14 protein-coding genes, 1 tRNA gene and 2 pseudogenes are annotated in these 14,563 nt (G+C 32.4%); 8 read left to right on the forward strand and 9 right to left on the reverse strand.

Going from position 1 to position 14,563, the window contains the following annotated elements; translation table 11 throughout:
• Positions 1-7: 7 nt before the first annotated feature.
• From BLS90_RS13150 to BLS90_RS16920, 6 genes are all read right to left on the reverse strand, one after another.
• Positions 8-601 (reverse strand): 2OG-Fe(II) oxygenase, encoded by a 594-nt coding sequence (locus tag BLS90_RS13150; protein WP_091258437.1) that lies wholly within the window; start codon positions 599-601, stop codon positions 8-10.
• Positions 602-771: 170 nt separating this feature from the next.
• Complete coding sequence (locus BLS90_RS13155) at positions 772-2,235, reverse strand: AAA family ATPase (protein ID WP_091258439.1); 1,464 nt, start codon at positions 2,233-2,235, stop codon at positions 772-774.
• A 126-nt stretch (positions 2,236-2,361) separates the two neighbouring features.
• Positions 2,362-3,480: a vWA domain-containing protein gene (locus BLS90_RS13160; protein WP_091258441.1), complete on the reverse strand. Its 1,119-nt coding sequence runs from the start codon at positions 3,478-3,480 to the stop codon at positions 2,362-2,364.
• Positions 3,481-3,602: 122 nt separating this feature from the next.
• Entirely contained in the window at positions 3,603-3,992 is a 390-nt protein-coding gene (locus BLS90_RS13165; protein ID WP_091258443.1) for a YchJ family protein, read from the reverse strand.
• 7 nt (positions 3,993-3,999) lie between these two features.
• Positions 4,000-4,242, reverse strand: coding sequence for a hypothetical protein (locus BLS90_RS13170; protein ID WP_091258444.1), 243 nt, complete (start codon positions 4,240-4,242; stop codon positions 4,000-4,002).
• Between the two features lie 11 nt (positions 4,243-4,253).
• Positions 4,254-4,406 (reverse strand): hypothetical protein, encoded by a 153-nt coding sequence (locus BLS90_RS16920; RefSeq protein ID WP_091258446.1) that lies wholly within the window; start codon positions 4,404-4,406, stop codon positions 4,254-4,256.
• A gap of 281 nt (positions 4,407-4,687) precedes the next feature.
• Between BLS90_RS16920 and BLS90_RS13180 the strand changes: the two genes are divergently transcribed.
• Together BLS90_RS13180 and BLS90_RS13185 are read left to right on the forward strand one after the other, a co-directional pair.
• Entirely contained in the window at positions 4,688-7,531 is a 2,844-nt protein-coding gene (locus BLS90_RS13180) for a PAS domain S-box protein (RefSeq protein WP_091258448.1), read from the forward strand.
• On the forward strand, positions 7,528-7,923 hold the full coding sequence (locus BLS90_RS13185; protein ID WP_091258450.1) for a response regulator: 396 nt from the start codon (positions 7,528-7,530) through the stop codon (positions 7,921-7,923). The genes BLS90_RS13180 and BLS90_RS13185 overlap by 4 nt, the downstream gene beginning before the upstream one ends.
• 58 nt (positions 7,924-7,981) lie before the next feature.
• Here the strand turns inward: BLS90_RS13185 and BLS90_RS13190 are convergent, their stop codons facing one another.
• Positions 7,982-8,527, reverse strand: a complete 546-nt coding sequence (locus BLS90_RS13190; RefSeq protein ID WP_091258452.1) for a hypothetical protein — start codon at positions 8,525-8,527, stop codon at positions 7,982-7,984.
• Between the two features lie 90 nt (positions 8,528-8,617).
• On the opposite strand from BLS90_RS13190, the gene BLS90_RS13195 reads away from it, so the two are divergent.
• The 5 genes and pseudogenes from BLS90_RS13195 to BLS90_RS13215 all read left to right on the forward strand — a co-directional run bounded on the left by BLS90_RS13195 (position 8,618) and on the right by BLS90_RS13215 (position 11,350).
• The gene (locus BLS90_RS13195) at positions 8,618-8,863 is read left to right on the forward strand and encodes a hypothetical protein (RefSeq protein WP_073354131.1); all 246 of its coding nucleotides are present in this window, start codon (positions 8,618-8,620) and stop codon (positions 8,861-8,863) included.
• A 174-nt stretch (positions 8,864-9,037) separates the two neighbouring features.
• On the forward strand, positions 9,038-9,478 hold the full coding sequence (locus tag BLS90_RS13200; RefSeq protein WP_073354133.1) for a KTSC domain-containing protein: 441 nt from the start codon (positions 9,038-9,040) through the stop codon (positions 9,476-9,478).
• Positions 9,479-9,931: 453 nt separating this feature from the next.
• Positions 9,932-10,690, forward strand: a complete 759-nt coding sequence (locus BLS90_RS13205; RefSeq protein ID WP_091258454.1) for a DUF4369 domain-containing protein — start codon at positions 9,932-9,934, stop codon at positions 10,688-10,690.
• A gap of 18 nt (positions 10,691-10,708) precedes the next feature.
• Positions 10,709-11,095 (forward strand): annotated as a pseudogene (locus BLS90_RS13210) (TlpA family protein disulfide reductase); the annotation flags it as partial.
• 174 nt (positions 11,096-11,269) lie between these two features.
• Positions 11,270-11,350, forward strand: a tRNA-Tyr gene (locus BLS90_RS13215).
• 299 nt (positions 11,351-11,649) lie between these two features.
• On the opposite strand, the pseudogene BLS90_RS17370 reads toward BLS90_RS13215, so the two are convergent.
• Both BLS90_RS17370 and BLS90_RS13225 read right to left on the reverse strand, forming a co-directional pair.
• Positions 11,650-12,693 (reverse strand): annotated as a pseudogene (locus BLS90_RS17370) (NAD(P)-dependent alcohol dehydrogenase).
• 127 nt (positions 12,694-12,820) lie between these two features.
• A complete protein-coding gene (locus BLS90_RS13225; protein WP_091258456.1) occupies positions 12,821-13,711 on the reverse strand; it encodes a YitT family protein in 891 nt (296 codons plus the stop codon).
• Positions 13,712-14,081: 370 nt separating this feature from the next.
• Here BLS90_RS13225 and BLS90_RS13230 point away from each other — a divergent pair, with 370 nt between their 5' ends.
• Positions 14,082-14,525, forward strand: coding sequence for a hypothetical protein (locus BLS90_RS13230; RefSeq protein ID WP_091258458.1), 444 nt, complete (start codon positions 14,082-14,084; stop codon positions 14,523-14,525).
• The last annotated feature ends 38 nt before the right edge of the window (positions 14,526-14,563 follow it).

A 14,563-nucleotide genomic window follows, 5' to 3' on the forward strand; every position in this document is an offset into this window, starting at 1 on the left:
AGAAACATCAATCGCTCTTCAACCATCCCGTAATACTCATTCTAGTATTTTGAGTCACCAAAACTTCATGAACTAATTCGTCACTCTTAAAGAAAACTGTTTTACCCTGCGTAGGGGCAATTTTTTGATTGTTATTTGCTTGATGAATCAGCAACTCACCACCGTCACTTTCTTGCCAATTGCTATTCAGGTAACTAATCATAGAATATTTACGACTGGGATTATTTTTGAATTGATCTAAGTGCTTCAAATAAAAATCACCCGATTCATAAAGTGAATAGTGAAATTCGTAACCCGTAATTCCAGCATAACAACTTTGGTTCAAATAAATAATAAAAGCTTCTATTTGAGTAAAGAATTCGTTTTCGAAAGCATTATTGTGTTTTTTGTCAAGCCAATAAATAGAATCGCTTCGAATAGCTCCGTCATACGAAACCTTTTCTGAGTTCCCAACTCCGGCTTCCAGCAATAAACTTTGTTCATTTAAAGTAATTAAGTTCTGCTTTAAATTATTGGCTAAAGTAGGACTCAAAAAATGTTCGGATATGCCTACCTTATTTTCGATATAAGTAGCAATCAAATCCTCAAAACTATTTTCCATGTCATTTTTATTGACTGAATATACCGCCAACGGGACAAGGTAGACTAAATAAAACCGGCATCGTCGTTTATAGAAATAAATAAAATTATTTCCTTCTAATTTTCATTTGCTTTGTGCGATTGCCAAAAATAAGTAAGGGTTTAGAAATGAATCTAAACCCTTACTTATTTTTATAATTTGCTGATATAACTTCCGTAAATATCTTTAAACTGATAGCCTTCAGAAAAACGATCTTTGCTTAGTTTTTTGTATTCGACTAAAGCCCAAAGTATAAATTCCTTCATGAAAAATTTATCTTCCTTGGCGAGTTGAGGCTGATATTTCTTGATTAAAACTTCAAGAGGGACAATACTTCCCAAAATTCTTTCATATTCTTCATCAGAACAATCATCTAATAATTCGAAACCAATTTCGGCAAAAAACCATTCGATAATATCCGTATAAGCCGTTTTTTCATCTTGCTTTTCCAGTTTTTCAATTTTTGGAAAATAAGCCGGAAAAAAAGTATGAATTGCATCTCCTAATAAGTGCTGCGCTACAACGGCTGCTCCCTCCTGCTCTCCTTCATACACTAATTCTACTTTTCCGGTAATCGCAGGAATAATTCCCATAAAATCAGATAAACGTAAAGTAGTGTGATCTGCTCCTGATTTCAATGCTCTGCGTTCCGCTGTGCTTAATAAATTCTCAAAAGCGGTAATACTCAATCTGGCGCTTACACCACTTTTATTGTCTATGTATTCACTCTCACGAGCCTCAAAACTGATTTGTTCCAATAAATCCCTCGCTAATGAAGGCACATAGACCATCTCGTTCTGCACTTTATCTAATTTAGCTTCTTGCTCTGTAATTGTTCTTGCAATTTTTATCGTATCGGGATAATGTGTCAAAATTTGAGAACCAATTCTGTCTTTCAGTGGTGTTACAATACTTCCACGATTGGTGTAATCCTCTGGATTTGCCGTAAAGACAAATTGCATGTCCAAGGGCATTCTTAATTTGAAACCACGGATTTGAATGTCACCTTCTTGCAAAATATTAAACAAAGCAACTTGAATTCTTGCTTGTAAATCAGGTAATTCATTAATTACAAAAATACAGCGATTCGCTCTTGGTATCATCCCAAAATGAATCACTCGATCGTCAGCATAAGATAGTTTCAGATTTGCGGCTTTTATCGGATCTACATCTCCTATTAAATCGGCAACGGTTACGTCTGGCGTGGCTAGCTTCTCAAAGAAACGATCGCTTCTGTGCAACCAAGAAATGGGAGTTTCATCCTCTTTTTCGGCAATTAAGTCTTTAGCAAAACGGGAAATTGGTTTCAAAGGATCATCATTAATTTCTGAACCCGTTACAAACGGAATGTATTCGTCTAACAATTCGATCATTTTACGTGCTAACCTGGTTTTGGCTTGACCACGTAGTCCTAATAAATTGATGTTATGACGTGATAAAATGGCGCGCTCCAACTCTGGAATTACCGTATTTTCAAATCCATGAACACCTTCGAATGTTGGTTTCCCTGATTTGATTTTTTCTCTCAGGTTCAAACGCAATTCATCTTTTATGCTTTTACTTTCGTATCCTGATTTTTTTAATTCACCTAATGTTTTTATATTTTCTATTTTCATGTTTGAAATTTAATGATTGAAAAAGGAACTACTTTAAAAATTTTTTTCCTACTCTTTCTTTCTATTATCTTGATTAATTATCCTATTCGCTTTATTCTTTTTTACTCTAGAGTCGTTTCTATCGCTTTATTTAATTCTCTTCTTTCTATTTGTTTCATAATCTTCAAAAATCATTTCGCCCAAACCTTTCAATCCAGTATAGAACGCTTTTCCTTGATTGGCCTCGGTAAATTTATTGACAAACTGCTGTAGATAAGGATCATTAGCAATCATAAAAGTAGTAATCGGAATATGTAATTTACGGGCTTGTTGCGCTTGACTGTAGCATTTATCTACAATATATTCATCCAGACCATTGCTATTCATATAATACGAACCGTCCTTTTCCCGAACACAACTTGGCTTCCCATCCGTAATCATGAATATTTGTTTATTGGTATTTCGTTTTCTACGAAGTAAGTCCATTGCTAGTTGCAATCCTGCGACTGTGTTTGTGTGAAATGGACCCACTTTTAGATAAGGCAAATCTTTTATGGCAATCGTCCAAGCATCATTTCCAAAAACTAATATATCTAAAGTATCTTTTGGATAACGTGTTGTAATTAGTTCTGCTAGAGCCATAGCCACTTTTTTAGCTGGTGTAATTCTATCTTCCCCATACAAGATCATACTGTGACTAATATCGATCATCAAGACGGTGCTCATCTGAGATTTAAATTGTGTTTCTTCAACAACCAAATCATTTTCAGTCAGCATGAAACTGTCGACTCCATTATTGATTTGTGCGTTTCGCAAACTTTCTGTCAATGAGATTCGCTCTAGTCCATCACCAAAATGAAATTCGCGAAATTCTCCGGTATGTTCGTCACCATTTCCAGAATGTTTGGTTTTGTGATTTCCACTGCCACTACGCTTTAAATTCCCAAAAATATTGTCTAATGCCTGCTGGCGGATGGCTCGCTCCGTTTTTGATGTAATTCCAATTCCTGAACTTCCATCTTCTTTAAGTTCATCTCGGATGTACCCCTTTTTCTTTAAATCTTCGATAAAATTATCAATGGTGTATTTTTCATCCGTCAATTTATATTCTTTGTCTAATTCCCGCAACCAGTCGATTGCTTCATCAAAATCTCCAGAAGTATGTGTGATTAATTCCTTGAAAATTCCAAAGAGTTTATCAAACGGAGACTGATTTGGCGCTTCGTATTGCTTGAAATAAAAACCTTTTCTATTGTCATTTTTCATAATTGTTAAAATTACATCATTTTCAAATGACCCTGCACAAACGTTTATTAATTTTTAGTTAAAAGCGTTTCAACAAAAGTAGCAACGGAATAATGGAGCGAAGAATGCTCTTTCTAAAAAAATCAAAAGAATTCCCCATCCACATAAAACCAATTTTGATTTTCAAGTATAAAAGAAGAAAGTTCATGATGAATTTGCTGCAGGTTTTTAGTATCCAAAAAGTAAGCTTTGAACTCCACCTTATATTCGGTGACGTGCATAATTTCTAATTGAAGCCATTTATTATTGGTCGCCCAATTAAGAATTTCTGATTTAGAATGGGAACTTCTTTTGGAGACATGAGTTGTTGCTAACAAATAATCAGCTTGATGCGTGACATAAGCCGAATAACGAGAACGCATTAACAATTCAGCTGTTGCTGCTTTTTGAACGCCTTTAATAATGGGTTCACAACATTCCTGATAGGATTTACCCAAACCGCAAAAACAAGTTTTCTGGTTGCTATTTAGCATGCTACTTTTAAATAGAAGTTGTTGCCTGACCATTAAGACCAATTATTTTTTGATGCAACTGGTTCAACAAGACTTGATAGCGACTTATTTCCATAAGGTCATTATCTTCTTCTGCAAAATCGAGTAATTCATCTAGCTCTTCGCTAACTTCAACTAATTTATTGCTGGCTTCTTTGGCATTTTTTTCAGCTATAAAATCAATTATTTCTTGAACACCACTTTTTACTTGGTCAAATTTATTTATTTCCATGATGCGTCTTTTTAGTTATTTTCCGAAGCGTTATTTTCATTAAACTTCTTTACAATTTGCTTTAACTTTTCTTTGCGCACTATTTCAGCTTGTTTCACTTTATCCTGCGCTTTGTGCAACTTATCGTTGTGTTTTTTAATATTCCTGTCGTTATTTCTACTCATATCCGTATATTTTTAAGTAATCAGTTTGTTGTTTGATTCAGTAAATGCTGTAAAGTTCGGTTTATTTCTTTAAATCCAACCTAAAATTTATTATTTCTAGAGTTACTTTCTTTGCAATAATTAGTTTTTTTAGTAATAATGATACTCCAAAAGGTACTATTAGCTAAAGAATATGATTCTTAAGTAGTAAAATATAATTTCAAAATAAGATTCTCATGTTAAATTTTTTTATATATTTATTTTTTGAATAATGAACAAGTAGAAAACCAACCTAATAAAAAATGAAGTCTGGAAAAAAACACAGCAAATTCATCGGATGGTTTTTTAGCAAACCAAAATTAACAGGTTTTTTAACATTCTTGTTTTTGAGTTATATTACAGGTTTTATTTTATGGCAGCAATATAAACTCATTAAAGAAGATGAGCAACGCGAAATGAATTCTATTGTTCATGTCGTGCATCAAAACATTGAACAATCGCTTAAAAATTGTTATACCTCTACACTGACTTTAGCACTCACTATCGATAGCAAAGGGATTCCTGAAAACTTTGACAGTGTTGGCAAAACTCTAATGACATCAAATGCTAATATTAATGCGGTACAGTTAGTTCCCAATGGAATTATTAAATACATTTATCCCATGGAAGGGAATGAAGCAGCTATGAATTTGAATATTCTAGCAGATCCTTATCTTAAAGAGGAAGCTTTAAAATCAATTGCAACTCAAAAAATGTATTTTGCAGGGCCTTTAAAATTAAAGCAAGGCGGAATGGGAATAGTCGGAAGGCTTCCAGTTTTTGAAAATAATATATTTTGGGGGTTTTCAGCGGTAATTATCAAATTAGAAACACTTTTGAAATCATCGGGAATCAACAATATAGATGATTCAAAATATTATTTTCAATTTTCAAAATACGACCCTACAGAGCAGAAAGAAATTTTTTATTTACCTAATAAAAGAGATTTTGCGAGAAACTATAATGTTTCAATAAAAATTCCGGACGGTGATTGGAAATTATACATCATATCAAAAAATCAAAATTATCTTTCTTCTCAAATTTTAATTCCTGGAATCATTGGAATCATAATAGCGGCTCTTTTTGGGCTATTAATTTTTACGCTTTTAAAAATACCGGAAGAATTACAATCATTAGTGAGCATTCAGGCTACTAAGCTTTTGAATTCTGAAATAAAATTCGGGGCTATTTTCGATCAAGCCGCGGTAGGAATTGCGCACATAGATTCCTTTACAGGAAATTTTATTGAAATCAACAACCAATATTGCCAATTATTAGGATACACACCGCAGGAAATGAAAGAGCATAACTTTCAATCCGTAACCCATCCAAAAGATTTAGAAGAAGATTTACTAAATCTTGAAAAACTGCGAGAAGGAAAAATTGCATCGTACACAATGGAAAAACGGTACATTACAAAGGAGGGTACTATTATTTGGATAAATTTAACGGTCTCTCCACTATTAAAAAAAAATAAAAAAGTAACTACACACATATCTATAGTTGAGGATATTTCCACAAAAAAAGAAGCTGAATATTTAATTAAAAAAAATGAAACCCGATTTAAGAGTTTGTTTGAAGACTCCCCTATGCCGTTAAGAGAAGAAGATTTTTCTGAAGTTAAAAAATACTTAGAAGAACTGAAATTATTAAATCAAAGTAAAGATATAGTAACTGATTTTTTTTATGCTAACCCACTTGTTGTAGAGAAATGCCATTCCTTAATTAAAGTAATTAATATAAATAAGGCCAGTTTAAAATTATATAAGGTCAAATCTAAAGAAGATTTAATTCAAGCGAAGTCAGAACTATTTAACGTAAGATCTAAAAAAGATTTTATTGAGAATTTAATCGCAATCACTCAAGGCAAGAAGCAGTTCATTATCGATACGATAATAAAAAATGCCAAAGGAGAATTCCGTAACATCAATTTAAGATGGAATTTAGCTGGAAGTTACACAAAAACATTCGAACGAATCATTGTGTCAACAGAGGACATTACGGATAGAATGGCTACTGAAAAAATTATCCTTGACACAAAACAAAGAGTAGAATCATTGATTAATACGATAGACGGAATAGTTTGGGAATGTGATGCTAAAAGCTTTTCGTTTAATTTTATAAGTAAAAAAGTAGAAAATATTTTAGGATATACTGCTGCCGAATGGCTTGCAGAACCTACATTTTGGCAGGATCATATCTACTGGGAAGACCAAGAAGAGGTTCGGGAATATTGCAAATTGAAAACGGAAAAAAATTTAAACCATGATTTAGAATATCGAATGGTCGCTAAAGACCATTCTATTGTTTGGCTCAGGGACATCGTAAACGTAGTTTTAGAAAATGGTAAAGCGGTTAGTTTACGTGGTATTATGATTGATATAACTAAAACTAAAGAAGCGGAAAAAGAGTTGAACACTTCCTACACTATGCTCACCGAGCAAAATAAAAGATTATTGAATTTTTCCTATATTGTTTCCCATAATTTAAGATCACATACCAGCAATATCGCCTCTATCGTTTCTTTGATTGAATCCTCTTCATCTGAAGAAGAAAGAGAACAAATGATACAGCTATTAAAAACTGTTTCCGATTCTCTTAACGAAACCATGCAACACTTAAATGAAGTCATAAATATTAGAAATAATATTGGATTAGTATCTGAATCTTTGAATCTAGAAAACTATATTACAAATGTTAAAAGTGTGCTTTCTGAACAAATCACCAGTCACGAAGTAACTATTTTATCTGATATACCGCAGGATACTTTTATTAATTATAACCCCGCTTATCTGGAAAGTATACTGTATAATATTATTTCAAACTCAATTCGGTACAGACATTCTTCCCGTAAACCTTGTATAAAAATTAATTTAGCTGTTGATAACGAGATGAAAGTCCTTCAAATTTCAGATAATGGCATAGGTATTGATCTTGTGAGAAACGCTGACAAAATTTTCGGAATGTACAAGACCTTCACGAACAATTCTGATTCAAAAGGAATTGGACTATTTATAACCAAAAATCAAATTGATGCGATGGGAGGAAATATTACTGTGGAAAGCGAACCCAATGTTGGAACTACCTTTAAAATTTTTATTCAATGACAAAAAAAGCAATCTGGATAGTTGACGATGATGCCATTTACCAAATTATAGTAAACAAAATAATTCAAAGGTCAGAGCTATTTTCGACGATTTCCTCTTTCAAAAATGGTAGAGATGCTATTGATAACTTGCATCATGCTGCAGCAATTAATGGTGATCTTCCGGACATCATTTTATTGGATATCAATATGCCTATAATGGATGGATGGGAATTTATGGAAGCAATGGCACTTGTAAAGCCTAATTTGAATAAAGAAATCATCGTCTATATTGTCAGTTCCTCGATTGCGATTGAAGATAAGAACAAATCAAAATCTTATGAAAATATTTTAGGATACCTCTCCAAACCCATCACTGTAAATGATTTGGTATTAATTGCTTCAAATGATTAAAAAAAACCATGTTATAATGCTTCCTGAAAAATATTAAATGATACTGTAAGAACTAGCATCAGTGAAATTCTTTTTTTATTTCTTCTAATGTTTTAGTAGTAAAAATAAGTTCATTGATAATTTGTTGTCTCAAAAGATCAATGTCATCACAATCAAAATATCGAGCCCATGACGTTAAAGTAAGTAAATTTCGAACTTGTTTGATCCGCTTGGAAGTTTCATAACTAGTTCGTAAAATTGCTTTTTTATCATAATCCGGATTGTTTTTATGCTGATAATTAACGGTTATATTTGAGAAATTTAATTCTAGATAATAGAGTTCTTCCAAAGCATTATCAGGATAAAAGTGGTCCCAAGGAGCGAAACCCAATTTAATTTTAGAGGGAGTTGCTGGGTCTAGTGGCTCTAAACGCCATTTGCTATTTGCTAATCGTCCCCAATGATTGGATACACGATACATTCCTAAATTAGTATAATAATACTTACTTCCCGACTTACTATCGAATTGCAGTTTCATGCCATTGACAGTCTCTCTAGGCATTTCACTAAATACACAAAAAGTATTTTTAAAAGAATTTGGGTTGGGGCGAAAAAAATTTTCCATCAAGCAAAGATAATCAGAAAGCGCAAATCCTAGCAAGACAATGTATAATTGATTAGCTTTGCCAACAAGATTTACTTTAAAAAAATTATTATGACTAAAGCTTCTGAAGAAAGAATGTTACAAAAAGGGGTTTACACCGGAATCATGGAAAAAGATGAAAATAACAACTTTTTTTGTGGACAATATCTTTTAGATTATCAAATGGCTACAAAATATACTGTAGGAGATTGGATAACTATAAAATCCATCATCGAAAATCCTAGCGATATCAGCCACAATAAGTATCCAAAAAAATCAAAAAATTTCGATAAAGCAAATAATAAGCCTCAACAATAGCCTGTTTTAGAGTTTTAATGCTTTGAAATCCAACCCTTAGAAAAGACTTTTTTTTTAAAATTTGTTGGTCATAAACCAAAAAAATAAAAAAAAGTGTACCTTTGCAAAAAATTTGTCGATTTTGAAATCAAATTATATTGATTTTATAGTAAAAGACAAGTAGTTACCTTATTTATGAAAAAAATAGTTGAATACCGCAAACTGCTAAATGTAGACAAAACTGCAGAGCTAAAAGATTTGAAAACGATTTATCGTAATGCGATGAAAGAAGCACATCCTGATAAATTTCAGGGCGACGAAGCTGGATTGAAAGCTGCTGAAGAAAATAGTAAAAAAATCATTGAAGCTTATCATTTTTTGGTTAGCATCAATCCTGAAACATTGAAATTAAACTTACCAGAATATACTGAAACAATAGCAACAGCTACAATTTCAGACTATAAGTTTGTTGAAGGAAGATTAATCATCAATTTCTCAAACGGTAGTGTTTATGAATACATAAGTGTTCCTAAAGCAACTTACGTAAAAATGGTCAACGCTGATTCTCCTGGAAGATTTGCGAAAAGACACATTCTGAATTCGTTTACTTGGAGAAAAACAATCAATCAAGATTAATTTTTTACCACATAAAATTTTAAAGCATCCTTAATAGGATGCTTTTTTTTTGACTCCAAAGCACTTCTTTTTTTTCTACTATTAATTTTTTAAAGAATTTTTACTTCGATTGATACTACGGACTCCTTTTAAAATGTTTAGGCATAACTATTTATGATCCTTTTAAAAAAATGCTGTTTTTACCGATTTAACAATGAACAAATCATACCAAAACAGATCGAATTTTCGGTATTATTTTTTTATAAAACTGCATTAAAAGATATGACTTCTATTATTGGTAACCGTTCTATTAGTTATAGCTAACAACTAATAGCTTCTAAAACTACCTTTTCAATTCATTTCAAATGATACATAATTAATTATAAATTATAACAAAAATTTAGGTTCTAAAATGAATTATATTTTATATTTTTTAAATACTTTTGCAGACTTAACTCAATTAACTAATTAATAATGAAAAAAATAATTCTATTACTTTCGGCAACTTTTGTTTTAATTTCTTGTAGCAAAGTTGGCAAAGACGAGTACATCATTTCAGGAACTGCAACAGGAATTGAAAATGGTAAAACAATTATCTTAGAAACACAAGATGCAACAGGAATGATGTTACCAAAAGATACTGTAAAAGTTGAAAATGGGAAATTTGAAATGAAAGGAACAATAACTGAACCTTCATTTTACACTATCCAACTAGAAGGAGCACAAGCTAAAATACCTTTTATCTTAGAAAATGGCGAAGTAACTATTGCTATTAATAAAGATAGTATTCAAAAATCGAAAGTATCAGGAACTTACAATAATGATGAGTATGTTACTTTCAATGAGGAAATCACTAAAGTTCAAAAGAAACTAATGGATTTTCAAAATAAAAACATGGAAGCTATGAATGCTGCACAACAAACTAAAGATACTGTTGTTATCAATGGTTTGATGAAAGAATTTGCAAAGATTCAAGAAGAAGTTGGCGTAGCTTCAAAAGCAAAATATGTTACTTATGCTGAAACGCATCCAAAATCATTTATTTCAGCTTTGATTATTCAAGGAATGTTAAATGACCCAACGGCTGATGTTGCAAAATCTGAAAAATTATACAACGGATTAGAGGAGTCATTGAAAAAGACAAAACCAGGCTTAGCCATCAAAACTAAACTAGCTGAAATGAAAGCACCTGCGGCTGTTGGAGCAACTGCCCCGACAACGGACGGTAAATGAAGAGCCGATTTTTCCGCTCCTAATCCGGAAGGAAAAATAATATCTTTAAAAGAAAGCTTAGGTAAGGTAACAATAATTGATTTCTGGGCATCTTGGTGTGGTCCATGCCGTCAAGAAAACCCAAATGTTGTAGCACTTTATAAAGAATTACACAGCAAAGGGCTAAACATTATTGGTGTTTCTTTAGATAAAGATGCCAAAGCTTGGAAAGAAGCCATTGCAAAAGATAAATTAACTTGGAACCAAGTTTCAAATTTAAAATTTTGGGATGAACCCATCGCAGCACAATACAAAGTGGAATCTATTCCTGCTACTTTTATTTTAGATGCTTCAGGACATGTAGTCGCAAAAGATTTGAGAGGTGATGCGCTTCGAGCTAAAATAGTAGAACTTTTAGCAAAATAAACAACTTCTTTGATAGAAAATAAAAAAATCTCCCTAGTGGAGATTTTTTTATTTTATTCAATACCAATACATTAAAAATAATACTGAAATTAAGTGCAAATTTAGTTTGGAAACTTCAAAACTGTTTCTATATTTGCACCCGGTTAGCACAATAAGCAATGCTTATTGAGTCTTGGGGAGATACTCAAGCGGCCAACGAGGGCAGACTGTAAATCTGCTGTGTAAACTTCGCAGGTTCGAATCCTGCTCTCCCCACTAAAACGCTGCAAGTAATTGCAGCGTTTTTTTTATAGCACTACTTAATCAAAATTGGCCCCTGACTTTTATTGTCTAACTTACTTGTCTGCATGCCTTTTAAAAATAAATATTCAGTTATTACTAAGCCATTATGCACTTTCAGATTTGGAAATTACTTTTTACTATATTGGCAAAAAAAAATTCAGTTTAAGTAGTTCTATACCTTTTCACTCGTATTAAAGAATTTAAAGGATACTGCATAAAAAAATCCCTATCATTTAAAAATGATAGGGATTTAGTTAGATAAGTACTGTCTATTATAAAGTCGCCATATCAATTACAAAGCGATACCGCAAATCCCCTTTTATCATGCGATCGTAAGCATCATTAATATTTTTGATATCAATCATTTCAATTTCTGAAACAATTCCATTCTCACCGCAGTAATCAAGCATTTCCTGAGTTTCAGGCTAACCGCCAATCAAAGATCCAGCTAGACTTTTTCTACCACCAATTAAGCTAAAAGCATGAATTTCATAAGGTGTTGGTGATACGCCCACACATATATGCACACCATTTACTCTTAATAACGACAAATATAGATTCAAATCATGTGGTGCAGAAACGGTATCAAGAATAAAATCAAAATATCCAATGGCACTTTTTAGTTGTTCTGCATCCTTGGTCGCAATAAACTTGTGAGCACCAAGTTTTTTTGCATCTGCTTCTTTTTCGGGGGACGTAATCAAAACGGTAACTTCAGCACCGAAGGCCACACCAAATTTACCAGCCATGTGTCCTAGCCCACCTAGTCCTAAAAAAGCTAATTTATGATCCTTTCCTACTTTCCAATGCTTTAGTGGAGAATAGGTTGTTATTCCAGCACAAAGCAACGGTGCTACAGCGGCTAAATCTAATTTTTCAGAAACGCGTAACACAAAATCCTCATGTACCACAATCGTGTTTGAATAGCCACCATAAGTAGGTGTTTTTCCATCTTGTCCTAAAGCATTATAGGTTGCTGTTCTTCCATTTAAACAAAACTGCTCTAATCCTTCCTGATAGTTTTCACATGCTCTACAAGAATCTACCAAGCAACCTGTTCCGGACCAATCTCCAATTTTAAACTTTTTGACATGGCTGCCTACTTTTATCACTTTCCCTACAATTTCATGTCCACTAACCATCGGGTAAATAGCCCCTCCCCAATCGTCTTTTATTTGGTGAAGATCACTATGGCAAATACCGCAAAATTGAATGTCAAATTGAACATCATGCGGTCCTACTTCACGTCTTTCAAAGTTTCAAGGAGCTAAATCTGTTTTAGAATCTTTTACTGCGTATCCTTTCGTTGGTATCATATTTAATACTTTTTATAAAATTATGAAATATATTGTAGCTCTCGATTTAAAGATTTTATATAATTCCAATTTCTATCCGTTTTGTTGAATTTGAGATCAAGTGCTGCAGATACAACATACTATAGTACTAGCTGTGTTTATTGCCGTTCCTTAAAATTCCACCGCTAGCCTCTTTAATATATTGAATAAACATAAATGCATGGGGATCTAGTTTACTAATTTCCTCCTTGATTCGCAAAAGCTCGAGTCGGGTAACTACAGTGACAATGATATCACAATCTTTTTTGATGTCGAAATTATCGGGTAAATAGCCTCTTTCGCCCTTGATAATAGTAATTCCTTTCCCTAACTTTTGTACGATTAACGATTTTATTAATTCACTTTTAGAAGAGATGATGTGTAATGAAGTGTACTGCTCTAATCCGTGAGAAATATAATCTAGAGACTTTACAGCTGAAAAATAAGTTACGATAGAATACAGTGCCGTAGAAATACCAAAAGAATAGGCAGCTGCGAGAAACAATAACGTATTCATGGCGAAAATAACCTCTGATACATTAAGACCAATTTTTTTAGTTGTCAGTAATGCTATTATTTCTACACCATCGGCTGTCGAACCACTACGGATACACAAACCCATGCCCACACCAATAAGACAACCACCAAATAAAGCAATCAATAGTGGGTCTGACGTGACAGGAGCAACATTAAAAAAAGTCATACTTAAAGCAATCAATAAAAAAGTAAGCAAACTTTGAATAGCAAAAGTTTTACCCAGCATTTGCTTCCCGATAAATAAAAAAGGAATATTAAATACTAATACTAAAATCCCAAAAGGCCATTTGATAATTTCATGAACTAAAATTGCAATACCAATTATACCGCCATCCAAAAATTTATTAGGTATCATAAATCCCTTTAATGCTAGGGTTATCAAGGCTACTCCTACTAAATTTAAAATAATATTTTTAAAATAAAAAATTTTTTTCCAGTTGATTGAATTGTGATCTGTAATCATAAGGATTTATTTTAATTATAATCCACTCGCTTTACTAAAGTTACAAAATAAGCTTAATTAATTGGTTAATAAAGAGTTGTAATTTATATTTATTTAATTATTTGTGTTTTTTAGCTTTTCTAAATAAATAGTATTGCTTTTGATTCCATTTAATCCTACTCCTTTCTGTGAGAATTCGATTCATATTTTTTACATTCTCTCCATTCCACTGCAAATCATAACAAAATAAATTGATTAAGATCTGCAAAAAATAAACTAAATTTGATATAATAAATAGACCAAAATACTAAAAATCAACATCTTAACTGCTCTGCCTCATTCTAAATTGGTCTAATTAAATTAATATTATTAACTAATAAATATATTAATTATGGGCAAAAAAGTAGTAATTGCATTGACTGTTCAAGCGAATAGTCTTTACACGATGAATAACCCTTCTCCCGCTGATATAAATGCTAAATGTTCGCTATCAGATGATAACTCCGGTAGTTCTGCAAATGGGACTTTAGAGGACTTTAAGTCTAATGTATATATCAACCAAGAGGTGAGATGGATAGGTTTGACAAGCGATACTGGTTTTTCAGTATCGATTGACACTATCGTTTATGAACCAAATTTTAGTGATGTCAATTTTTTTGATTCATCAACAATTAAAGGGACTGGCGGGAGGTCAGGCAATTTAACAGCTAAGGTTAAAGATGATTCCAATTTGCTAAACAAAATAGATAAATACAGTATTCATTTTAGTATTTATGACAATGGAAATACCTTTAAATCTTTCCAAATCGATCCAAAATTAGCGGCAAACCCATGATACTTGCAAAAGATCTCTCAATTTTTGTCAGAATCTTA

Source organism: Flavobacterium omnivorum, from assembly GCF_900099915.1.
GTDB classification, from domain to species: domain Bacteria; phylum Bacteroidota; class Bacteroidia; order Flavobacteriales; family Flavobacteriaceae; genus Flavobacterium; species Flavobacterium omnivorum.

Excerpts from the sequence above, each read along its gene's own strand:
- BLS90_RS13165 (WP_091258443.1), bottom strand. The coding sequence starts at position 3,992 with ATGCTAAATAGCAACCAGAAAACTTGTTTTTGCGGTTTGGGTAAATCC.
- BLS90_RS13160 (WP_091258441.1), bottom strand. The coding sequence starts at position 3,480 with ATGAAAAATGACAATAGAAAAGGTTTTTATTTCAAGCAATACGAAGCG.
- BLS90_RS13155 (WP_091258439.1), bottom strand. The coding sequence starts at position 2,235 with ATGAAAATAGAAAATATAAAAACATTAGGTGAATTAAAAAAATCAGGA.
- BLS90_RS13170 (WP_091258444.1), bottom strand. The coding sequence starts at position 4,242 with ATGGAAATAAATAAATTTGACCAAGTAAAAAGTGGTGTTCAAGAAATA.
- BLS90_RS13190 (WP_091258452.1), bottom strand. The coding sequence starts at position 8,527 with ATGGAAAATTTTTTTCGCCCCAACCCAAATTCTTTTAAAAATACTTTT.
- BLS90_RS13185 (WP_091258450.1), top strand. The coding sequence starts at position 7,528 with ATGACAAAAAAAGCAATCTGGATAGTTGACGATGATGCCATTTACCAA.
- BLS90_RS13150 (WP_091258437.1), bottom strand. The coding sequence starts at position 601 with ATGGAAAATAGTTTTGAGGATTTGATTGCTACTTATATCGAAAATAAG.
- BLS90_RS13200 (WP_073354133.1), top strand. The coding sequence starts at position 9,038 with ATGAAAAAAATAGTTGAATACCGCAAACTGCTAAATGTAGACAAAACT.
- BLS90_RS13195 (WP_073354131.1), top strand. The coding sequence starts at position 8,618 with ATGACTAAAGCTTCTGAAGAAAGAATGTTACAAAAAGGGGTTTACACC.
- BLS90_RS13225 (WP_091258456.1), bottom strand. The coding sequence starts at position 13,711 with ATGATTACAGATCACAATTCAATCAACTGGAAAAAAATTTTTTATTTT.
- BLS90_RS16920 (WP_091258446.1), bottom strand. The coding sequence starts at position 4,406 with ATGAGTAGAAATAACGACAGGAATATTAAAAAACACAACGATAAGTTG.
- BLS90_RS13205 (WP_091258454.1), top strand. The coding sequence starts at position 9,932 with ATGAAAAAAATAATTCTATTACTTTCGGCAACTTTTGTTTTAATTTCT.
- BLS90_RS13180 (WP_091258448.1), top strand. The coding sequence starts at position 4,688 with ATGAAGTCTGGAAAAAAACACAGCAAATTCATCGGATGGTTTTTTAGC.
- BLS90_RS13230 (WP_091258458.1), top strand. The coding sequence starts at position 14,082 with ATGGGCAAAAAAGTAGTAATTGCATTGACTGTTCAAGCGAATAGTCTT.